Consider the following 22833-nt stretch of genomic DNA (forward strand, 5'->3'; position numbering starts at 1 on the left):
GTTATTGTAAACAGTGTATAATAAATAGACAAAAATCTTCACTATATAGCTAAAAATTGCATTGTTTATCACTTACACATATTGTTAGTGATAAAGACTAGTATATTACACTGCATAATTATCATATTTAAATAAACTATAGGTGGTCGTACAATGGAACAACAATCAATAATCACTATTAAAAAAGCGCACTCAATAGAAAATGTTATCAGTAAATCACGCTTTATAGCACAAATTAAACCTGTTGAGTCAGAAGAAGAAGCAAAACAATTTATCTCTGAAATCAAACACAATCATAAAGAAGCTACGCATAATTGCTCGGCATATACTATTGGAGATAATATGAATATTCAAAAAGCCAATGATGATGGAGAACCTAGTGGCACTGCTGGTGTCCCTATGCTTGAAACATTAAAAAAATTAGAAATACATAATGTATGCGTGGTTGTAACGAGATATTTTGGAGGTATAAAATTAGGGGGCGGTGGTTTGATTCGTGCCTATAGTGGTGCAGTCAGAGATGTAATCCACGACCTAGGACGCGTTCGATTATTACCGGCGATTCCCACTAAAGTAATAATCGCTTATGATTTAACAGGTAAATTTGAACACGAACTCGCTTCTACATCATTTATTCATCGAGACACAGAATACACGGACAAAGTAAGTTATTTAATAGACGTTATCTCTACTGAATACGATTCCTTCATTGAATTCTTAAACCGAACAACAGCAAGCAATTACGAGTTGACCGAGGAAGAGATTAAACGACTTCCGTTCGATATCGAAACACCATAAAAAATTCTGAGATTAATATGTAAAAGCTTTTCCACACAGAAAATCTCACACTTACATATATTAATCTCAGAATTTATTTGTTAATTAATCTTGATGTTCTTTTTTCTCTATTAATTTTAATAACGGCCTATATTCATCATCAATTAAACCGGTAAATTCTACAATTAATTCAATTGTGATAATTATTAGAATCAGCATCATAATCACGCCCCATGACTGAGATAAATACAGTATGATACTTGAGAGACTAAATAATATCGCGATTGAATAAATTAATAATACAGTTTGTCTATGAGAATACCCCAAATCTAATAATTTATGGTGCAAATGCGACTTATCCGCTTGCATAATATGTTGTCCCTTTTTCACACGCCTTATCATTGCAAAAAGAGTATCGATAAAAGGAACTGCTAAAATTACGATTGGGAAAAACAATGACACAAATGTAATATTTTTAAAACCAAGTAGAGATAAAAAGCCTACTATAAACCCTATAAGTAGCGCCCCACTATCACCCAAGAATATTTTTGCTGGATGAAAGTTAAAGAATAAAAATCCTAACAATGCACCAATTAACACACTACAAATCATAATTATAAATATGTTAGCTTGTAAAATGGCAATAAAACCAATTGTTGCTAAAGCGATAGCTGAAACGCCAGAAGCAAGACCATCTAGCCCATCTATCAAGTTAATAGCGTTTGTAATAGCTACTATCCATGTAATCGTAATTGGAACACTTAATATTCCAAAATGAATTGTCGGACCTATAGGTAATGAAATAAAATCAATAGTCACGCCATAATAGACAACTACTAGAGCAGCGACAATCTGACCAATTAATTTAATTATTGGTTTCAAATCATATATGTCATCAATTAAACCGACAAGATAAATTAATACAGAGCCAATAACTAGTGGCTTAACCTCCGTTTCAATCGGATGCCCTAACCAGATGCCCAACAGAAAAGAAAACAAAATAACAGTACCACCTAATACGGATACTGGTTTGGTATGGACTTTTCTATAATTGGGTTTATCTACAATATCCATTTTTTGCGATACTTTTATAATTATTGGTGTAAGTATTAAACTGACAATCATTGAGAAAATGATTAATAATAATGTATACATCAGTTCACCTTCATTATTTTAATTCTGAATATTTTCAAATCTTAGTACCGATCTATTATACTAAAATACTGCGTCGTAAGATCGTCTTATTTTAACTCGTCAACATTGTTTTAATGTTTTCGTATATACTAGTAGTATCTAAATACTCACTTACTTAATATAACTTATATGTATTTATGAACACAAATAGTTATGTATCTAGAAAAATAAAATTATTCTTAATAACTATTATCATATAATTTTTAGTTTATTTTATTATATCATTCACAAAGTTCATTTAACACAAAATATTGCTCAAGTTATGAAATTACAGGAATATTGATGACAAATTGTAAGTTTTCACTTACAATGACAAAGTGTCTTTTTAAAGGAGCGTAAAAAATTAATGTTCGAAGCTATTGTTTATAATATTGCAGTTACAGTAGCTGGTATTTACTTATTTCACCGGCTACAATACTCTGAAAATAAAATTATGGTATTTTCAAAAGAATATGTGTCAGTATTAATGACAATTTTGGCGTTATTACTTTCAGCCTACCCTATTCCTTTATTTAATACCTATTACCTTGAATTAACTTTCGTACCGTTACTATTTATAGGTAGATATACGAATGCTATATATACAGTCGCTGCAGCGGCTATTGTGTCATTAGTAAATATATTTATTTTTGATCATTCTTTTATTAGTGGCATCATTTTAATAGTCATCGCCATTATTGTAAGTACAGTAGGTCCATTTCTTAAGCAAAGTGATATTATTGCTGTACAAACACTTAATGGTATAAGTTTAATCATTTATTTAATACTAGCTTTAATAAGTCCTTATGTAGAATTAATAGAAGTATTGTTCTTAATTCCTATCTCATTTATTTTAACGTTAACTTCTTCTATTACATTTGTTGATATTTGGCATTTCTTCTCTTTAGTGAATCGTTACGAACACGAAGATAGCATTGATTATTTAACTGGTTTAGGTAACGTTAAAGAATTTGATAGACATTTAAATGAAGTTTCAAGCATAGCTGAACAAAACAACGAAAGTTTAGGACTATTACTAATTGATATTGATGGTTTTAAAGATGTTAACGATCAATATTCACATAAAGCTGGGGACGCAGTACTAAGACAAATGGCACAATTATTAATTAATTACGTCCCACAACATTTCAAGATTTACCGCAATGGTGGCGAAGAATTTTCAATTGTATTAAGAGATTATACTCTAGATCAATGTGTAAAATTAAGCGAATCCATTCGTACTGGCGTTGAGCAATCATCCTTCCACTTACCTAACAAAGCAGTAATTAAATTATCAGTATCTATCGGTGTTGGATTTTTAACAAAAGAAGATTATAAATCTCAACGAAAAGTATTTAAAGATGCAGATGATATGTTACATGTAGCTAAAAACGAAGGACGAAACCAAGTCATGTTTAATCCTATCGTCAAATTATAATTCTCGAAGCAGCAATTCATTATTTATTATATGGATTGCTGTTTTTTAAGGTACAATATAAATAGTGCTTATATTTAGACAACAAATTAAAGAAATGTAACCTTAAGCCTTACTATTGAAAGTTAAGTCCTTAGGTTGTAAACTTCAATTGTTCTATTATCCATTTTGGAGGTGGCTTCAATGTCCGAATCAATCACAATTATTGATGAAAATAAAGTGATTGACGTAGTACTTATTGCAGGTAGGATACTACTTGAAAGCGGCGCTGAAACTTATCGCGTCGAAGATACAATGAATCGTATGGCTGCAAGTTACGGCCTCGAGGATACATATAGCTTTGTAACGTCCACTGCAATTATTTTTTCCTTAAATAATCGTACAAACACAAGATTAATTCGTATACGAGAACGTACTACAGATTTAGAAAAAATAGCATTAACAAATAGTTTATCTCGTAAAATTTCAAACAATGAAATAACGATTGATGAAGCTAAAAACGAACTTGTTGAATTACATCGTTCATCGCTACAATATTCATTTTATACTCAGCTTTTTGCCGCGATGGTTGCTTGTGGCTTCTTTCTCTTTATGTTCGGGGGCGTTGCGCACGACTTCATTTTTGCTGCCATAGCTGGCGCTTTAGCTTTTTTAACTTTTGGCTTTGTTCAAAAGTTTATACAAATAAAATTTTTCTCTGAATTTATAAGTGCCGCAGTTGTAATTACGTTTGGCGCAATATGTACGAAATCAGGATTAGCTCTAAATCAAGATACCATAACCATCGCGGGCGTTATGCCACTAGTTCCAGGTATTTTAATTACAAATGCGATACGTGATCTATTGGCTGGTGAATTATTAGCCGGTATGTCACGTGGCGTTGAAGCGGCGCTTACCGCATTTGCAATTGGTGCAGGTGTAGCAATCGTGTTATTGATATTTTAAGGAGGAAAGATAAATGGTCTTGTTATATTATGTAAGTCAGTTTTTTATTAGTTTCATAGCCACGACGCTCTTCTCCATTATCTTTAATGCGCCACGACGTTTACTTTTAGCTTGTGGGTTCGTTGGTGCTATGGGTTGGATTATTTATAAATTCACAATTGATGCCGATCTCGGTAAAGTTATGGCTGCATTTTTAGGTAGTTTAATATTAGGCGTTATGAGCCATACTATGAGTCGTCGATATAAACGACCAGTTATTATATTTATCGTGCCTGGGCTTATACCACTTGTTCCTGGAGGCCTTGCTTATGAAGCTACACGATTACTTGTTTCAAACGATTACACACATGCCGTAAATACCTTTTTAGAGGTAACACTTATTTCTGGTGCCATTGCTTTCGGTATATTGTGTGCTGAAATATTGTATTACATATATACGCGGATTAAACAATATTATGGTAAAATGAAAGGCAAAACATACAGAAAATCTTATGATATAAATAATAGAGCTTAAGGGGTGCAGAAAATGAAATCAGAAATAATTGAAAGATTAAAACGTTACGTACAAATTGATACTCAGTCAAACCCAGAGTCAGAAAGTACACCTTCCAGCGATAAACAATGGGATTTATTATATTTATTAGAGCAAGAATTAAAAGACTTGGGACTTGCTACTGATTTAGACAACAATGGCTACTTATTCGCTACATTAGAAAGTAATGTAGCTCAAGACTTACCAACAGTTGGATTTTTAGCACATGTTGATACGTCACCTGATTTTAATGCAACAAATGTAAATCCTCAAATCATTGAAAAATATGACGGTCAACCAATTAAGTTAGGTGAAACTAATCGTGTATTAAGCCAAGATGTATTCCCTAACATGAGTAAAGTTGAAGGCCATACATTAATGGTAACTGATGGAACGTCTTTATTAGGTGCAGACGATAAAGCGGGCGTCGTCGAAATAATGGAAGCTTTAAAGTATTTAATCTCGCATCCCGAAATAAATCATGGTCGCATTCGTGTTGGATTTACGCCTGACGAGGAAATTGGTCGTGGACCTCATAAATTTAATGTCGACAAATTTAATGCAGACTTTGCTTATACGATGGATGGCAGTGAATTAGGTGAATTGCAATATGAAAGTTTCAACGCTGCTTCAGCAGTTGTGACTACACATGGCGTAAATGTACATCCCGGTTCAGCGAAAAATGCAATGATTAACGCAATTTTACTCGGTAATCAATTTAATGCGCTGTTACCACAAAATGAAGTTCCAGAAAGAACCGAAGGTTATGAAGGATTTTATCATTTAATGCAATTTAATGGTGATGTAGAACAAGCAACATTGCAATATATTATTCGTGACCACGATCGACATCAATTTGAACTCCGTAAAAAACAAATGATTGAAATTAGTGACAATATTAATGTGCATTATGAAGATGATCCTGTGCAAGTCTCAATAAATGATCAGTATTATAATATGGGCGAAAAAATCGAACCCAATCCACACGTTATAGATATTCCAAAAAGAGTATTCGAAAAATTAAATATCGAACCGAATACCGAACCAATACGTGGAGGCACAGATGGCTCTCAACTTTCTTATAAAGGCTTGCCTACACCAAATATTTTTACTGGTTGTGCAAACTTCCATGGTCCTTTCGAATATGCTTCGATTGACGTTATGGAACAAGCAGTATCTGTAATTGTGAATATTGCTGAGGAAGTCGTTAATTACTACGATGAACAATAATAATAAACATAAAAAGAGTGAGCGCACAACGATATGTGCGCTCACTCTTTTTATGTTTATTATTTAAATTTTCTATTCTACACTAAACGGGGTTTGTAATAGCTTTAGTGCTTGAATTGTATAATGTCTAATTTGAATTCCCATTTTAAAATCTGTATAATTTTCTGGCATTTCAATAAATGTGTTAAACATTGCCGTAACGCCCATTGTTTCAAATTGATCAAATTTATCGCTCGTTGCACATATGGCAATAGCAGGTTTTGCGTGTTTAGTCGCTAATTCTGCAATACGAATCGTCGTCGTTTCTAATAATTGATCATCTTCATTAACACCTTCACCAAAGATGATTAAGTCAGCTTGTTCAATTAATGATTCTAAATGAGTGAGCTGGTCTACTAATTCATGGCTTGTTAAAATTTCGGCATTATATAAATGACTTAAAAGAGAAGCTATACCACCCCCGGCGCCACCACGTTCAACTAGTCCGATAGCACTATGTAATTCTCCTTTTAAAATTTCGCTGAAATACCAAATTAAATTATCGATTTCTACAGCTTCTTCACGGCTCATATTTTTCGCTTCATATATTTGCATGATTTCACTTTTTTTGCCATATAATTTGCTATCGAAATCTGACATTAATTGAAACTTCACATCTTTCAAACGTGGATGCAACATTGAAAAATCAACGCTACGTATTTGTTTTAATATATGTGTGCCTTGGCGCGTATCAACTTCTACAGCTTCATCATCATAAAATTTAACACCTAATGCTTGTAGCATTCCTGCACCACCATCAAAACTATCAATACCACCTAAAGAAATGACTATGTGCTCTGTTTGATTATCCAATGCATCGGCAATAACTTCTCCCATACCATAACTAGAACGCTCACGCGTAGGCTTATGTCCTTTAAGGAATAAGTTCCCTTCTATAACAGCCATATTATTGTCAGTTATACCGTATACTGCCTCTACTTCGTTCATATCTGCATCATGCGTTGTGACTTTATATTTAATTCCTGATTGCCATAAAAATACCGAATCCATTAACTCATGACGACCATTAAACAATGGAACTTGAACCGTGTCGGCTTTAGGTATTTTATTAGCAATTGCTTCTTCCACATATCTATTGGCTTGATAACTAGATATTATTCCATTAAATTCATCCATAGCTACTAATACTTTCATCTTCGTCACCTCATATTTTCCATAAATGTATAATAATTTCTATCTTTATTAACATATTGTCCATTTCTTGACTCAGAAATTGTTCACTTTTTTATGTTACTCATTTTTGATATTAAAGTTGTATATATTGATAAGTTCATTATTATATTATACATGTAGTATCAAAATATTTCACATCAAAAGAAAAAGCTTGTTAGCCACTAACTAAATTAGTAAGCATAACAAGCAAAGTTTAGTTCTTATGTGATTTTATTCTTCTGCTTTTGCTAATGATGAAACATTTATTTGTTCATGACTAGCACTCCACATTGCTTTTCCATCTACGAAATAAAACGCTTGTGGTGATTCATGTTTCACTTGAGTTTGTTCTTCAATATAATCAGATAATTTTCGTTCTTCTTGAACAACTAAATAATATCCATCCATATCTCTTTCATATAAAAATTTATTAAATTGATCATATGCATTTGCTGATATTGGGCATGTTTCACTATGCTTAAACACAAAAACATATTTGTTTTCATTGACGACTTGTTCAAACTGGTCAATCGAACTCAGCTTTATAGCCATTCTATTCACCTCTAAAAAGATTTAACGTACTATTACTAAATAATAATGTGTAAGTTATAAGATATTTTCATATCAATGCTTCCCATTATACACAAATAACATTTTGTTGTTAACCGCCTATTTAAATGTTATTTAATTGTTTTTGGACTTAATTTTTTTAAATTCTTCATCGAAATCTTGTTGATATTTATCTAGATCCTTACCTTCTTTAGGTAATTGCTTATAATCAATTTTCTCCAATTTTTGACCTATATTTAAAGTTTCTTCTCTAGTCTCATAATAATTTTGTAAACTATAATACATTTCAATCGTGTGTTTGCGTGCTGCATTAACATGCTCATCACTAATATTCGTTTGATTTAAATCTTTAATCTGTTTGTTTATAAGTGGCATTATATCATTATTAATGGCTGCTTTAATTTCTTTAGGATCAGAAGTTTGTGTACTTTTCTCAGCAGTTTGTTTTAATTCTTTATTATTATCTTCTATTTTTTTTGTAATTGTCGCTACTTCAGTACTATTACCTGACTTTTCAGCAGTCTTCATATTATTTTCGACAATCGATCTATTTTTTTCAAATAGTTTCGTATAATCTAATATATCTTCATTAGCCTTGATAGATTGATTACATAAATCAACAAATTTCTTAAGTTCGTTTAGTGCATTTGTTTGTTGCTTTACATTCTTAACATATGTTTTCTTCAAGCTTTTTAATTCACTTGTTTTCGCTTTAAGATTTTTAGTTGAGTCTTCATAAGCCTTAATTTGAGGCACTAATTCACTATTAATCTTATTTTGAATATCATTAATTTCTTTTTTGTTTTTATCGGTTGTATCGGTCTTACTCAATGAATCTAATCTATCGATGTGTATTTTATTAAGTGTTTTCTTGACATCGTGTTCTTTACTTTTAGAATCGCTCAACGACGCTTGAAATTTTTTAAAATCAGCAGTACTACTACTCCCACAGCCGCTCAATACACAAATCAGACAGGCAAATAAGATTAAACTTATAAATTTTTTCATCTTTGTACTCCTTATTATTCGTATTATACATAAACATATTTAACTTGAAAATGATATGTGTTATATTATTTCAGAATTTATTAATTCCTTATTATCACATAGTGGGGCTAGGATTACATATGTATAACGACGTCCAACCATTTATTTCTTCATCTACCAATCAAGATTTTAACCAACAATATAAAGAGATTCAAGCTGTATTGTATAATTTATTAGATTCACCGGTTAAATCAACTTATCATATCGGTGTCACCCATCATTGTAACTATGAAACTGACCCGTCTTAGATATTTCAGTCGGTGTAGATAATTTATATGCTATTACCACTTTAGATGAAAAACGTCTAAATTATGAAGGTTTTATAAATTGCATCATGCTCATAAAGAGAAATTGATTATGGCAAAATTTAATAATTTAATTGATTTAAAACAGTTCATCTTCATATAGTGCAAAAAGATAGTGACATGTTTGAACAATATTTAATGGTGAATAGTCAACTATCTAATAATTCGACTCCCCTAAATTATTTTGCCAACATAGACAAGAAGTATTAAATAATGTTAATTCTATATGCGCTTATAACAATCAAAGGCAAAAATCTTCACAACATTAAATAAACAAATTATTTCAAAGTAATTTCAACCTAAACTTATTTCTGTTTAACTTATTATTTAATAATTATAATAAATTAATGCCTTACAATTTAGCATATTTAGCTAATAGTTGATATAATAAACAAATGAATTCATTCAGAAAGGATGTTCTAGTAGTGCATAAAGATACTATCTTAAAAGAACTAGAAGCGATTGTTCCTGACAGTATTATCAAAGTTGATGAACCACTAAAACGCTATACATATACAGAAACTGGCGGTAAAGCAGATTATTATTTATCTCCGACTTCTAATGAACATGTACAAGCAATTTTACGTTACGCATATAAAAATGATATACCGGTTACTTATTTAGGTAATGGTTCTAATATTATTATTAGAGAAGGTGGTATTAGGGGCATCGTAATCAGCTTATTATCTTTAGACCATATCGAAGTTTCAGATAATGTCATAATTACAGGTAGTGGTGCAGCAATTATCGATGTATCACGTAAAGCTAGAGATAACGCGCTAACTGGTTTAGAATTTGCGTGTGGTATACCCGGATCAATCGGTGGCGCTGTATTTATGAATGCTGGTGCTTATGGTGGTGAAGTAAAAGATTGTATAGACTACGCTTTGTGTGTTAATGAACAAGGTGATCTTATTACATTAACTACTAACGAATTAGAGTTAGATTATCGTAACAGTATTGTTCAAAAACAAAATTTAGTAGTACTTGAGGCCTCATTTTCACTAACACCTGGTAATAAAAATGAAATTCAAAGTAAAATGGATGATTTAACAGAGCGTCGAGAGTCTAAACAACCGTTAGAATATCCGTCATGTGGCAGTGTTTTCCAAAGACCTCCTGGTCATTTCGCCGGGAAATTAATTCAAGATTCAAATCTACAAGGTCATCGTATCGGTGGTGTAGAAATTTCGACTAAACATGCCGGTTTTATGGTTAACGTAGATAATGGAACTGCTACTGATTATGAAGATTTAATTCACTATGTACAAAAAATCGTAAAAGCTAATTTCGATATCGAACTAAACCCTGAAGTAAAAATTATCGGTGAACACCCGATAAATTAAGAGGAGGCATTACATGGTTAAAGTATATGGTTCTACAGTAGACAATGAAACGAGATGTATACATTATCAAACACCATTAGACATTATTGCTATTAAGTTTAAATGCTGTGACAAATACTATCCTTGTTATAAGTGCCATAACGAACATGAATCACATCAGATTAAACGTTGGGAATCAAATGAGTTTAACCAACGTGCGATATTATGTGGTGTTTGTAATTACGAACTTACGATTAACGAATACATGATGACCGAAACTTGTCCTAAATGTAACGCTCATTTTAACAATCGTTGTAAATTCCACTATCATCTCTATTTTGTTATTTAAAGATAAAAAAGATTAGGTAATGTGTACAAACATTACCTAATCTTTTTTTAAATCATTTAATTAAACCTATTAAAATACTTTTTCGCCTTCTTATACAAAAACCAGAAACATCACACCTATTGGCACTGACGTATCTGGTTTATTTATAGCTAATTTAATCTTCAAATATAAAGTCTTCATCTCTTAATGCTTCTACATTTAATGCTAATGTATAACCATCGCCTTTAACTGAGAAAAAGTCATGGTTTTTCGTTGAAGTATCGAGCGCATTTTCAATAATTGGGTTAAATTCACGCTCTTCAAAATATGGCTCAAAACCTAGATTGGACAACGCTTTGTTCCCGTTATATCTTACGTAATTTAGTACGTCTTCTGCGATACCAATTTCATCATAAAGTCCATGAGTATACGATACTTCATTTTTATATAATTCATCTAGTAATTTATACATTTCTTGGTCTGCTTGTTGTTTTTCACTTTCTGACAACTCATTACGTAAACTTTGTGCATCCATACCTGTAAATACACCGTGAATTGATTCATCTAATAAAATTTTACGAATGATTTCACCAGAAGTTGTCATGCGCCCTTGTCCAGCCAAATATAGCGGATAATAGAAGCCGGAATAGAATAAAAATGTTTCTAGGAAGACACTTGAAACACGTGCCATATATTGATCAAAAATTGAAGCTTCTTTACCCCATAATTTGTGATAGTTAGCAATAATTTTATCTGATTTAAATTTTAAATGTGGTTCTTCTATAACCCATTTATCTAATAAATAGTTCGTTTCGCTAGATGGTAGCAACGTCGTAAAAATATGTGAATAGCTCTTAGCATGAATTTGTTCCATCATAGCCATAAAAGAATAAACAGCTTTCTTACGTAAGTCAGTCGTATGTAGCATAATTAATGGCATACCATCGTCAGCTTGATGTGTATCCAAACCTGTTAAACCTGCTAGGGCCTTTTTAAAAACATCTTTTTCTGCGTCAGTTAATGTTTTCCAACTTGCAATATCTTTTGATACTTTAAATTCAGTTTCAACCCACATTTGTGAGATATTTTGGCGCCAAAACATATTCGTCATATCTTCTTGCGTATTCCAATTGACTGCTTTCATAAGTTTAATGCTCCAATCTATTTTTATAATATACAACGATATGCAGAGATTAGTGTAAACTCTAATCCCTGCAACATTGTCTTTGCCGTTTCATAGTCCTAAATTAAATTGCACAACTTGTACATTCTTCAACACTTAATAATTTATTACGCGTATAATAAAGTGATTTAAGTCCTTTATGATGTGCGTATACATATAATCTAGAAAGGTCACGCGTAGAAATTTCAGAATTCACATATAAAATTGTAGAAATACCTTGGTCTACGTGAGTTTGAATGGTAGAAACTAAATCAATAAGTTTCATTTGGTCTGTATTGAATGCTGATTTGTAATACCACATAGTTTCTGGTGATAAGAAAGGCATTGGGTAAAATGTTTCAGCATTACCATAAGTACGACGTTCGATTTGGTCAACGATTGGCATTACAGAGCTAGTCGCGTTTTGTACATACGAAATACTTTGTGTTGGTGCGATTGCTAAACGATATGCGTGGAATAAGCCGTATGTTTCAACTTTTTCTTGTAAAGCTTTCCAATCTTCAGTTGTTGGTATTTCTAAGCCATCAAATAACTTGCTTACTTTATCATATTTTGGTGCAAATGTTTGAGAAGTATAGAAGTCAAAGTACTTCCCATTTGCGTAATCTGATTGATCAAAATCTTTATAAACTTCCCCACGTTCTTTCGCTATTTCCATTGAACGTTCGATGGAGTAATAATTCATAATCATAAAGAACGTATTAGCAAAATCTTTTGCTTCTTCTGATTCGTAATTAATTTTATTTTTAGCTAAGTAGCCATGTAAATTCATAACACCGAGACCCACAGAATGTAATTCACTGTTGGCTTTTCTTACTCCTGGCGCATTTTTGATATTTGCCTCGTCACTTACTACTGTCAATGCATCCATACCTGTGTGTACAGAATCTTTAAATTTACCAGATTCCATAACGTTAACAATATTTAATGATCCTAGATTACATGAAATATCACGTTTAATTTCATCTTCTGTACCATAATCATTTATTATAGAAGTTTCTTGTAATTGGAAAATTTCAGTACATAAATTACTCATTTTGATTTGGCCAATATTAGAGTTAGCGTGTACTTTATTAGCGTTGTCTTTGAACATTAAATACGGGTATCCTGATTGCAATTGTGTTTGAGCAATAGTATTTAACATCTCACGCGCATCTTTTTTCTTCTTGTCTACATTAGGGTTTGCTACAAGTTCATCATAATAAGCATCTAAGTCTATATCATCCAATGTCACACCATATTCATTATAAATAGTATGTGGCGCAAACATGCAGAAATCTTTACCTTCTTTAGCTAATTCAAAGAATTTCGCTGGCACAATTAAACCAGTTGAAATAGTAGATAAACGTAAGTCTTCATCAGCATTTACTTTTTTAGTATCTAAAAATTCTTCAACATCATAGTGGAAAATGTTTAAGTATACTGCACCAGCACCTGGACGTTGACCAAGTTGGTCAGCATAACTAAAGCCACCCTCTAATGATTTGGCAACTGGTAAAACGCCTTTAGCTACGCCTTTAATTCCTTTTATCGCTTCGCCACGTGCACGTAACTTAGATAAGTTAATCGCCACACCCCCGCCAATTTTACTTAATTGTTTAGCTGTAGCATCGATGAAGTTGATAGAGTTCAAGCTGTCATCCACTTCAAGTAAGAAACAAGAAACCAGTTCACCACGACGTGCGCGTCCAGCATTTAAAAATGTAGGTGTTGCTGGTTGATAACGTTGTTCGATCATTGCAGATATAAATTGTTTAGCTGTCTTTTTGTCACCGTTAGCTAAATAAAGTGACACGATTGCTACATGTTGATTATAATCTTCCAAATATTGTTGCTTATCATTTGTCTTTAATGCATAGTCTTTAAAAAATTTACTAGCAGACATATAACTAGCAAACTTGAAATCAAAGCTACGTGCATATTCTGAAACTTCTTCTAAGTCTGCTTCTGAATATTTTTCAAATACATCAAAATAAAAATCATTATCAACTAAATAATGAAGGCGTTCAATTTCTGTATCGAAGTATATAGTTTTATCCTGTATTTCTTCTAAATAAACGGCTAAGGCTTCTTGATCTTTCTCTAAATTAAAAAAGCCATTGTCTTTCCGTTTAGTTACTTCATTGTTTAATTCAATATGATTGTATTTCTTTTCGTCTATAGTCTTCATAAAATTGCCCCACCTTATCCTTAAATTGTTCTACATCATTTGATGTACCTTGTACTTCAAACTTTATTAATAACGGTACTTGATAGTGTTCTGCAACACTACGTCCGGCCTTGGCAAAATTTTGGCCCCAATTACGATTTCCGCTTGCGGCTACTGCTTTTAATAAATCACCATTTGTATCTAAAAATGCTTGTACTGGTTGAGGTACTTCGCCAAACCCTATTGTCCCAGTGACCAAAATGAAAGGTTCATCAATGCGTTCTGAACAATTCGCTTGTGTAATTTCCATCGTATTCGGTAATTCTGCTTTGTTGATAAATCTTCTGACATTCCCTGAAAATGAAAAAAATACGACTTTCATCGGTACACCTTCTTTCTAAATCAACATTGCACATTAAAAGCAAAATGTAAATTTTTGAATTGACGTTTTTAAACACAAAATTATTATGGCAAACACAATATATAGTGTACTAAAATAAAAAACGTATATATATAACGATTAAGGTCTATTGAAAACCTTAATTTGTCATGTTTACATTAATTTTTCATAATAAATAGTTTGTATTTTTGTATTTTTACAATTAATTGTACTGTCGAAAAACACAACATATAGTATTATTGTTTTTTAACCAGTACTATATTATGTGTTTAATTATACATAACTCGCAATTACTTTTAAAGGCTCAAGAAGTTATAAATTTTAAGCTAAACACTAGAAATGGCACCATTCCAACGTTAATATACCAAAAAAATTTTTTTCTAAAATTCTAAGGGGTATTAGTTGATTTTTCCAAAATATTTGTAAATCGTTGGTACATAACGGTTTGCGCATTTCGAATTTCTTCTCATATTTTATTATATAATTAGATTACTAAATATTTTAATAAATTAATTTTGCGAAAGGGAACATTTGTTCGTATAAATATATTAATATACTTTTCCATTTTTTGCAAGACATGTGTACATATTAAGAGTATGTATGCTAATATAAATACGTTAAAATATTATGAACGAGGCGATATACAGTGAATCCAAAAGTAAAAGGTATCATTGCTATATTAATTTCTGCCATAGGCTTTAGTTTTATGTCCGTATTTTTCAGACTTGCTGGAGACTTACCTGTGTTCCAAAAGTCCCTTGCCAGAAATTTAGTATCATTATTTATACCTTTATTTTTCATAATTAAATACAAGCAACCTCTATTTGGTAAATTAAGTAGTCAACCACTGTTAATTTCTCGTTCTACACTTGGCTTAGTTGGTGTGTTGTTAAACATTTTCGCTATCGACCATATGGTACTGAGTGATGCGGACACATTAATGAAATTAAATCCATTCTGGACGATTTTACTTAGTCTAATTTTCCTAAATGAAAGAATTCGAAATTATCAAATCATTGCGATGATCGTTGCAATAGGCGGCATGCTATTTGTGGTCAAACCTGAGTTTTCATCTGACATGATTCCTGGTTTGGGTGGTTTAATGTCAGGTATATTTGCTGCCAGTGCTTATACGTGTGTACGTGCTTTAAGTACACGTGAAGCGCCTTATACGATTGTATTTTACTTTTCATTGTTCTCTGTAGTTGTATTAATACCTTTTACACTTTTCACATACGAACCAATGACTTGGATCCAAATACTTTATTTAATAGGCGCAGGATGCTCAGCTGCTGTAGGTCAAATAGGTATTACACTTGCATATAGTTATGCCCCAGCAAAAGATATTTCAATCTTTACTTACGCATCTATAATTTTCACTGCATTTTTCGGTTTAGTTATGTTTGGAGAATCTCCAGACTTATATGCAATTTTGGGTTACATTATCATTATTGGTGCAAGTTACTACATGTTTGAAAAGGCACGTCGACAAAACGTTGCCACTATTAAAGAGAATCAACGTAAGTAAATCATTTTAAAGGAGATAGTCAAATTGACACAAGGTCGAAAAAATGAAGAATTACAAGATATAACACTCTTAGGTAATCAAAATAACAAATATGACTTTGATTACAGACCTGATGTACTTCAATCATTTGATAACAAACATCAAGGTCGTGATTATTTCGTAAAATTTAATTGTCCTGAATTTACTTCTTTATGCCCTATCACAGGTCAACCAGATTTTGCGACAATCTATATATCATATATACCAAATATTAAAATGGTAGAATCTAAATCATTAAAACTTTATTTATTTAGTTTTAGAAATCATGGTGATTTCCACGAAGACTGTATGAATATAATAATGAATGATTTAATTGATTTAATGGATCCACATTATATAGAAGTTTGGGGAAAATTCACTCCTCGTGGTGGTATTTCAATTGATCCTTACACGAATTATGGTAGACCCGATTCTAAATATGTACAAATGGCCGAACATCGAATGATGAATCATGATTTATATCCAGAAAACATAGACAACCGTTAAGAGGTAATTTTTCCGTAATAAACTTTGGTTTATTACGGATTTTTTATTTTCAGCAAATTTTATATAATTAATCATTAATTTGTTTATACAAAAAGAACACTTGTTTTTAATATAAAAACAGTATAAAATAAATTCAACTATTTAAGGGGAGTGAACAAATGAGGAAAATTAGTTATTCACATGAAGAAATAATGAAAAGTACACCAAGAACAGGATTCTTCGGCCATCCGAAAGGACTAAGCACTTTGTTCTTCACTGAGTTTTGGGAGAGATTTAGTTACTATGGTATGAAAGCAATATTGGTTTATTATTTATACTATAGTGTTGCAAAGGGTGGTTTTGGATTAGATGAAGGTGTAGCGCTACAAATCGTTGCTATTTATGGTGCATTGATTTATATGTCAGGTGTCATAGGTGGATGGATTGCGGACCGTATTACAGGTACTCAACACGCCCTATTCTACGGTGGTATATTGATCATGATGGGTCATATTTTATTATCATTACCAAATAATTTAACGCTTGTCATGGTTGCTTTACTATTAATCATTTTAGGTACTGGTCTATTAAAACCTAATATCTCTACGACTGTTGGTGAATTATACGATCGCAATGACATACGCACAGATTCGGCATTCACAATATTTTATATGGGTATCAACTTAGGGGGGCTACTAGCACCTTTAATCACTGGCTTTTTACAAACAAGAGTCGGTTTCCATGCTGGATTTTTAGTCGCGGCTATTGGAATGTTTTGTGGATTAATCGTCTTTGCCTTAAGACGTAAAAATACATTAGGTTTAGCTGGATTAAATGTTCCTAATCCTTTGACAAAACCTGAAATTAAACGTTTTGTTTTATTAACTAGTACAGTTATCGTCTTATTCCTAATTTATTTACTTGTTCTAAAGTTAAATAACGCATTAACATTAGAAAACTTTAGTTTACTCGTTACTATTATTGGTATCGTGTTACCTGTTTTCATTGTTATAAATATGATAGTAAGTAAAGATGTTACTAAGGATGAAAAATCTCGCGTATTTAGTTACATTCCACTATATATAGCGTCTGTTGCGTTTTGGATGATTCAAGAACAAGGTTCTACTGTTTTAGCAAACTTTGCCGATAAAAAGACGCAATTAGAAATGTCCGCACTCACTAATGGTTTAATTGATTTTTCTATACCTGCATCATGGGCACAATCGCTTAATCCCATTTTCATAGTAGTTTTAGCTCCAGTATTTGCTACACTGTGGGTAAAATTAGGAAAACATAACCCACCTACAGTACATAAATTTGCTTATGGTACAATCATCGCTGGTTTATCTTATTTAGTAATGATTATTCCATTAGCTGCAGGTGTCGAATTAATCAATCCTTTGTGGCTAGCATTAAGCTTTTTCTTAATTACAGTAGGTGAACTTTGTATCTCGCCAGTTGGACTATCAACTACTACAAAATTAGCACCATTAAGCTTCACAGCTCGAATGATGAGCTTATGGATGTTAAGTAATGCAACGGCTCAAGGAATAAATGCACAACTCGTTGTCGTTTACACTAAAATAAATCAAAGTGATTACTTCTTATATTCAGGTTTGTTCGCAGTAGTAATTGGTGTCATCTTATTAATAATTTCTCCAAGCGTGAAACGAGCAATGAAAGGCGTTTACTAATATTAATTTTAGCGGCTAACCAAATGGTTAGCCGCTTTTCAATTGTGTACTAATTAACAATTTTTGATTAGTTTATTTAAAAATTTTTTATTAAAATAAACTGAATTTTTTGAATATTATTATTATTAGAATATTATTGCAATTGATTTTATTTAAGCGTAAAATCCCCTTTATACATAATTGTTGTAGAAAGGTTTGATGTTTATGCACAACGATAGCACATACAAACAACAGCTTGATGGGATTCCACAGAAAGGTTTCTTTGGGCATCCTAGAGGATTAGGCGTACTATTCTTCGTTGAATTTTGGGAGCGTTTTAGTTATTACGGGATGCGTGCGCTACTAATATTTTATATGTACTTTACGGTTACAAAAGGTGGACTAGGCATAGATGAAACGACTGCTCAATCTATAATGTCCATTTATGGTTCACTAATATTTATGACCTCAGTGCTTGGCGGTTGGGTTGCCGATCGTATCACTGGAACACGTGGTGCTACTATCATAGGTGCCGTTTTAATCATAGTCGGGCATGTATGTTTAAGTCTGCCTTTAGGTATTTCTGGTCTGTTTTTATCGATGTTCTTTATTATCGTTGGTTCAGGCTTAATGAAACCTAACATTTCTAATATTGTGGGACGTCTTTATCCTAAAGATGATAAAAGAATGGATGCCGGGTTTGTAATTTTCTATATGGCTGTTAATAGCGGTGCATTAGTTGCCCCTGCTATTCTTAACCAATTTATAGATGGTGGTAATTTCCATATAGGTTTCTCTATTGCAGCATTTGGTATGTTATTAGGTCTTATCTGGTATGTATTATTTAATCGCAAAAATTTAGGTCAAGTTGGAATGGCACCATCAAATCCATTAACTAAAGATGAACGTAAAAAATACATAAGCATATTTGCTGGTATGATCGCACTTATTATTATTGTCATTATTGTTGCTAGCTTAACGCATACATTATCATTTAACTTAGTAAGTGTTACCGTTTTAATTTTAGGAATAGCATTACCAATTGCTTATTTTATAATTATGACAAGAAGCAAAGAAGTATCTGATGATGAACGTTCAAGAGTATTTGCATTTATTCCACTATTTGTGTTGGGTGTACTATTTTGGTCAATACAAGAGCAAGGTTCAAATGTGCTAAATATTTATGCCATTAAACATTCTGACATGTCATTAAATATCTTCGGCTGGCATATACCATTCGGAATGGCTATATTCCAATCAATTAATCCATTGTTTATTTTATTGTTTGCACCAGTCGTTTCAGCAATTTGGAAGAAACTCGGGACTAAACAACCAACCTTGCCTACTAAATTCGTATTAGGTGCAATATTAGCTGGCGTATCTTACTTACTGGTTGCAGGTGTTGGACATGCCTCTGGTGGAGCACAATTTAGTGTAAACTGGATAGTCTTATCATATATAATCTGCGTTATCGGCGAATTGTGTCTGTCTCCTACTGGTAACAGCGCTGCCGTTAAATTAGCACCAAAAGCATTTAATTCTCAAATGATGAGTTTATGGTTGCTCACAAACGCAACTGCTCAAGCAATCAACGGTACTTTGGTAAAATTAAGAGCCCCATTAGGTGACAATAATTACTTCCTATTTTTAGGTGTCATTACTGTTGTAATAAGTCTCGTTGTTATTGCCTTTATTCCAAGAATTGTTAAAGGCATGCGTGGCGTTAGATAATATACTAACAAAATATAGAGTATACTCCACCACGATTATTTAAAATAATCGTGGTGTTTTATTATATTCTGCAATATGTAGTATAATGATTTTACGCATTACGCACTACCTAGGAGGAACGACAATGACTCAAAAATACAATCATGGTGTACTATTTTACCATGAGCATTCCGGTATTAAAGATATATATGATGGTTTAGGTGAAGTATCCAAATCTTTAACCGCAATGTGTAAACATTTATCAATACAATTAAGCGAAGATGAAGGTAATATCGTTGAATTTTGTAAATCAATCAAAACAAAGCAATATAGTGCCGATGTAGATATTATTTTCATTCTTGGTGGTGACGGTACCGTTAATGAATTAATCAATGGTGTGATGCAGCATGAATTAAACATCCCTATTGGCATCATTCCAGGTGGCACGTTTAACGATTTTACTAAAACATTGAATTTAAATAATGACTTTAGAGTTGCTAGTCAACAATTAACAGAAACTACATTGAAACCATATGATGTTATGAAAGTTAATGATCAATACGCCTTGAATTTCGTAGGTTTAGGATTAATCGTACAAAACGCTTTAAATGTTCAAGACGGTAACAAAGACTTATTCGGCAAATTAAGTTATGTTAGTTCAACTATGAAAACACTTGTAGATCCTGTGAAATTTAATTACAAAGTGAAAGTAGACGGTAAAGAACTAAGCGATGAATCATCAATGATATTAGTGGCAAATGGACCTTTTATTGGCGGTAACCGCATTCCATTAACGGATTTAGCTCCAGACGATGGCTATTTAAATACTTTTATTTTTGATGACCAAAAATTTAATATATTTACGGATGTATTTAAACAACGTGATAGTTTAAATTGGAACAATATGACAAAAGGTATAACACATTTACCTGCAAAAGAAATTACTATAGAAACAGACGATACACATAAAGTGGATATCGATGGTGAAATTGCCTTAACGACACCATTAAATATTCAAATTATTCCTCAAGCCATTAAAATATTAACGCTTGTTGAGGAAACAACAAATAATTAAAAAGACTGAAGCGCTGCTTATGCAACGCTCCAGTCTTTTATTATTTATTTCCCAAGAAATAATCTTCTACATCTTCCCAGTTGTTAACACGTGCAAATCTATTATCATCAACATTATGAGATGCTGTGTACATAATAGGTTTGCCTGTAAAAATACTTAATTGTCGAGGATTATCATCGATTAAATAATCGGCTTTAACAATATTTTTGCGCCCACAAAAAACAAAATGCTGTGGATCTAAAAATGGAAAGTATTGTCTAAGCCATTCATACTTATCGTGGAATGACGTAGGTACATCCATCGCTGCAGTCGCAATATATACATCATAATGAGCAGTAAGTTTTTTAACCACTTCTTGTGCCCCAGACATTACTTCTAATTGTTTGAAAAAGCCAGGTTCTCGTAAAATTTCAGTAAGTAATCCATCATGTTCAGGCATCGCGTGACGTAATTTCTTACCTTCTAACATATCATAAGTAATACTTAAATCCATACGATTATTTACATGTTTAATTAACGCACCTACAGTGTCTGCTAGTACTTCATCCATATCAATTGCAATTGATTCTCTAGTCATTAATCATTCTACTCCCTTTTATAAGCTATTCTCTCTGTGCCATTATTACTAGTATCAATCACACTTAGTAATCGAAAGATTTTAATACTTCTATCATTTTATCATTTTGTTCAGGAAAACCAATCGTTATTCTAACACCATTTGGGAATGGTCTAGTGATACATCCTACTTTAAGAAGTTCTTCATATAAAGCATCTGGACGATTAGTATTTACGAACACAAAGTTCGTTTGGCTTGGATAGAAATGCTCGCTCTGAGGAATAGCAAAGAACTTTTCTCTCTCTTTAGCATTATCGTCAGTTATAGATTTGAGATAAGCTTGATCTTCAAATGCGGCTATTGCTGCATATTCTGATAAACGACCTACGTTAAAAGGAGGTCTTATAATATTCCATTTTTCTATAGCTTCTTTAGCTGCAATCACATAACCTACTCGTAAGCCAGCCAAACCATAAGCTTTTGAAAATGTTCTGAGTAAAAAGGCATTATCATGTTCTTGTTGTAATGCTAAAGAATTTGGAAAATCATCAGCTGTTACAAATTCAGCGTATGCTTCATCAATAAGTACCGGTATATTACTTGGTGCTTCATTCAAGAAATGTTTTAACTCTTCATGTGTAAAATATGTACCCGTTGGATTGTTAGGATTACATAACCATATTAATTTTGTATGTTCATCCACGGCATTCAAAATACCTTCTAAGTCAAAATGACCATTATTTAAAGGCACTTGTTTTACCTCCGCCGCTTCGACAACGGCATTATGTGTATATTGGCCGAATGTCATTTCACTCGTTACAACATTATCTCCGGGAGTTAGCACCGCTCTTGAAATCATTAAAATTACTTCATCTAGACCTGCGCCAAATAAAATACGACTTTCATCAATATTTAATTCATTACTTATTGCTTCTCTTAATAACGGAGACCCTGTTTCAGGATAGTAATATAATTCATCTAAATGCGCAGTAATCGCTTCTTTTACTTTTGGTGAAGGCCCATGTAAATTTTCATTTGACGCTAATTTATACAATTCTCCTTCAATGCCATAAGCCTCTTTTAGCGCACGTGGCGACAAACCTGGTTGATAAGCTGATAGTTGTTCTATTTGTTTTTTCATCTTGTTGTTGGTCCCCCTTTAGATCTTTTATAATA

21 protein-coding genes and 1 pseudogene are annotated in these 22833 nt (G+C 32.4%); 13 read left to right on the plus strand and 9 right to left on the minus strand.

Annotation, left to right across the window (positions count from 1 at the left end; genetic code table 11):
- Positions 1-153 precede the first annotated feature (153 nt).
- Positions 154-798, plus strand: a complete 645-nt coding sequence (locus ISP02_RS09310; protein ID WP_195721291.1) for a YigZ family protein — start codon at positions 154-156, stop codon at positions 796-798.
- 84 nt (positions 799-882) lie between these two features.
- Here ISP02_RS09310 and ISP02_RS09315 read toward each other — a convergent pair whose 3' ends face one another.
- Positions 883-1932 carry a glycosyltransferase family 4 protein gene (locus tag ISP02_RS09315; RefSeq protein ID WP_195721292.1) on the minus strand — a complete coding sequence of 350 codons (1050 nt, stop codon included), beginning with the start codon at positions 1930-1932 and terminating at the stop codon, positions 883-885.
- 385 nt (positions 1933-2317) lie between these two features.
- On the opposite strand from ISP02_RS09315, the gene gdpS reads away from it, so the two are divergent.
- The 4 genes from gdpS (at position 2318) to pepT (ending at position 6092) form a co-directional block, all read left to right on the plus strand.
- On the plus strand, positions 2318-3388 hold the full coding sequence (gdpS, locus tag ISP02_RS09320) for a GGDEF domain-containing protein GdpS (protein WP_195721293.1): 1071 nt from the start codon (positions 2318-2320) through the stop codon (positions 3386-3388).
- 180 nt (positions 3389-3568) lie between these two features.
- Positions 3569-4330 (plus strand): threonine/serine exporter family protein, encoded by a 762-nt coding sequence (locus ISP02_RS09325; RefSeq protein ID WP_195721294.1) that lies wholly within the window; start codon positions 3569-3571, stop codon positions 4328-4330.
- Between the two features lie 13 nt (positions 4331-4343).
- A complete protein-coding gene (locus ISP02_RS09330; protein ID WP_408020132.1) occupies positions 4344-4844 on the plus strand; it encodes a threonine/serine exporter family protein in 501 nt (166 codons plus the stop codon).
- A gap of 12 nt (positions 4845-4856) precedes the next feature.
- Complete coding sequence (pepT, locus tag ISP02_RS09335; protein ID WP_195721295.1) at positions 4857-6092, plus strand: peptidase T; 1236 nt, start codon at positions 4857-4859, stop codon at positions 6090-6092.
- Positions 6093-6164: 72 nt separating this feature from the next.
- Here the strand turns inward: pepT and ISP02_RS09340 are convergent, their stop codons facing one another.
- From ISP02_RS09340 to ISP02_RS09350, 3 genes are all read right to left on the minus strand, one after another.
- Positions 6165-7286 carry a glycerate kinase gene (locus ISP02_RS09340; RefSeq protein WP_195721296.1) on the minus strand — a complete coding sequence of 374 codons (1122 nt, stop codon included), beginning with the start codon at positions 7284-7286 and terminating at the stop codon, positions 6165-6167.
- Between the two features lie 249 nt (positions 7287-7535).
- Positions 7536-7856, minus strand: a complete 321-nt coding sequence (gene ytxJ / locus ISP02_RS09345; RefSeq protein WP_195721297.1) for a bacillithiol system redox-active protein YtxJ — start codon at positions 7854-7856, stop codon at positions 7536-7538.
- 132 nt (positions 7857-7988) lie between these two features.
- The gene (locus ISP02_RS09350; RefSeq protein WP_195721298.1) at positions 7989-8882 is read right to left on the minus strand and encodes an EMYY motif lipoprotein; all 894 of its coding nucleotides are present in this window, start codon (positions 8880-8882) and stop codon (positions 7989-7991) included.
- Between the two features lie 119 nt (positions 8883-9001).
- On the opposite strand from ISP02_RS09350, the pseudogene ISP02_RS13275 reads away from it, so the two are divergent.
- The 3 genes and pseudogenes from ISP02_RS13275 to ISP02_RS09365 all read left to right on the plus strand — a co-directional run bounded on the left by ISP02_RS13275 (position 9002) and on the right by ISP02_RS09365 (position 10900).
- A pseudogene (locus ISP02_RS13275) lies at positions 9002-9495 on the plus strand (GrpB family protein).
- A gap of 126 nt (positions 9496-9621) precedes the next feature.
- Entirely contained in the window at positions 9622-10572 is a 951-nt protein-coding gene (gene murB / locus ISP02_RS09360) for a UDP-N-acetylmuramate dehydrogenase (protein WP_195721299.1), read from the plus strand.
- 13 nt (positions 10573-10585) lie between these two features.
- The gene (locus ISP02_RS09365; RefSeq protein ID WP_195721300.1) at positions 10586-10900 is read left to right on the plus strand and encodes a CHY zinc finger protein; all 315 of its coding nucleotides are present in this window, start codon (positions 10586-10588) and stop codon (positions 10898-10900) included.
- A 154-nt stretch (positions 10901-11054) separates the two neighbouring features.
- On the opposite strand, the gene nrdF is transcribed toward ISP02_RS09365, so the two are convergent.
- From nrdF to nrdI, 3 genes are all read right to left on the minus strand, one after another.
- On the minus strand, positions 11055-12023 hold the full coding sequence (gene nrdF, locus ISP02_RS09370; RefSeq protein ID WP_195721301.1) for a class 1b ribonucleoside-diphosphate reductase subunit beta: 969 nt from the start codon (positions 12021-12023) through the stop codon (positions 11055-11057).
- A gap of 103 nt (positions 12024-12126) precedes the next feature.
- The gene (gene nrdE, locus ISP02_RS09375; protein WP_195721302.1) at positions 12127-14232 is read right to left on the minus strand and encodes a class 1b ribonucleoside-diphosphate reductase subunit alpha; all 2106 of its coding nucleotides are present in this window, start codon (positions 14230-14232) and stop codon (positions 12127-12129) included.
- The gene (nrdI, locus tag ISP02_RS09380) at positions 14195-14593 is read right to left on the minus strand and encodes a class Ib ribonucleoside-diphosphate reductase assembly flavoprotein NrdI (protein ID WP_195721303.1); all 399 of its coding nucleotides are present in this window, start codon (positions 14591-14593) and stop codon (positions 14195-14197) included. The genes nrdE and nrdI overlap by 38 nt, the downstream gene beginning before the upstream one ends.
- Before the next feature lie 664 nt (positions 14594-15257).
- On the opposite strand from nrdI, the gene ISP02_RS09385 reads away from it, so the two are divergent.
- The 5 genes from ISP02_RS09385 to ISP02_RS09405 all read left to right on the plus strand — a co-directional run bounded on the left by ISP02_RS09385 (position 15258) and on the right by ISP02_RS09405 (position 21101).
- Positions 15258-16139 carry a DMT family transporter gene (locus ISP02_RS09385; protein WP_195721304.1) on the plus strand — a complete coding sequence of 294 codons (882 nt, stop codon included), beginning with the start codon at positions 15258-15260 and terminating at the stop codon, positions 16137-16139.
- 24 nt (positions 16140-16163) lie between these two features.
- Positions 16164-16664, plus strand: a complete 501-nt coding sequence (gene queF / locus ISP02_RS09390; RefSeq protein WP_195721305.1) for a preQ(1) synthase — start codon at positions 16164-16166, stop codon at positions 16662-16664.
- A gap of 158 nt (positions 16665-16822) precedes the next feature.
- Complete coding sequence (locus tag ISP02_RS09395; RefSeq protein ID WP_195721306.1) at positions 16823-18337, plus strand: peptide MFS transporter; 1515 nt, start codon at positions 16823-16825, stop codon at positions 18335-18337.
- Positions 18338-18541: 204 nt separating this feature from the next.
- Positions 18542-20047, plus strand: a complete 1506-nt coding sequence (locus ISP02_RS09400; RefSeq protein ID WP_195721307.1) for a peptide MFS transporter — start codon at positions 18542-18544, stop codon at positions 20045-20047.
- A gap of 124 nt (positions 20048-20171) precedes the next feature.
- A complete protein-coding gene (locus ISP02_RS09405; RefSeq protein ID WP_195721308.1) occupies positions 20172-21101 on the plus strand; it encodes a diacylglycerol/lipid kinase family protein in 930 nt (309 codons plus the stop codon).
- Positions 21102-21141: 40 nt separating this feature from the next.
- Here the strand turns inward: ISP02_RS09405 and ISP02_RS09410 are convergent, their stop codons facing one another.
- Both ISP02_RS09410 and hisC read right to left on the minus strand, forming a co-directional pair.
- Positions 21142-21678 (minus strand): 5' nucleotidase, NT5C type, encoded by a 537-nt coding sequence (locus ISP02_RS09410; RefSeq protein WP_195721309.1) that lies wholly within the window; start codon positions 21676-21678, stop codon positions 21142-21144.
- 64 nt (positions 21679-21742) lie between these two features.
- Positions 21743-22798: a histidinol-phosphate transaminase gene (gene hisC, locus ISP02_RS09415; protein ID WP_195721310.1), complete on the minus strand. Its 1056-nt coding sequence runs from the start codon at positions 22796-22798 to the stop codon at positions 21743-21745.
- Between the last annotated feature and the right edge of the window lie 35 nt (positions 22799-22833).

This window comes from Staphylococcus durrellii (genome assembly GCF_015594545.1).
Lineage (GTDB): Bacteria > Bacillota > Bacilli > Staphylococcales > Staphylococcaceae > Staphylococcus > Staphylococcus durrellii.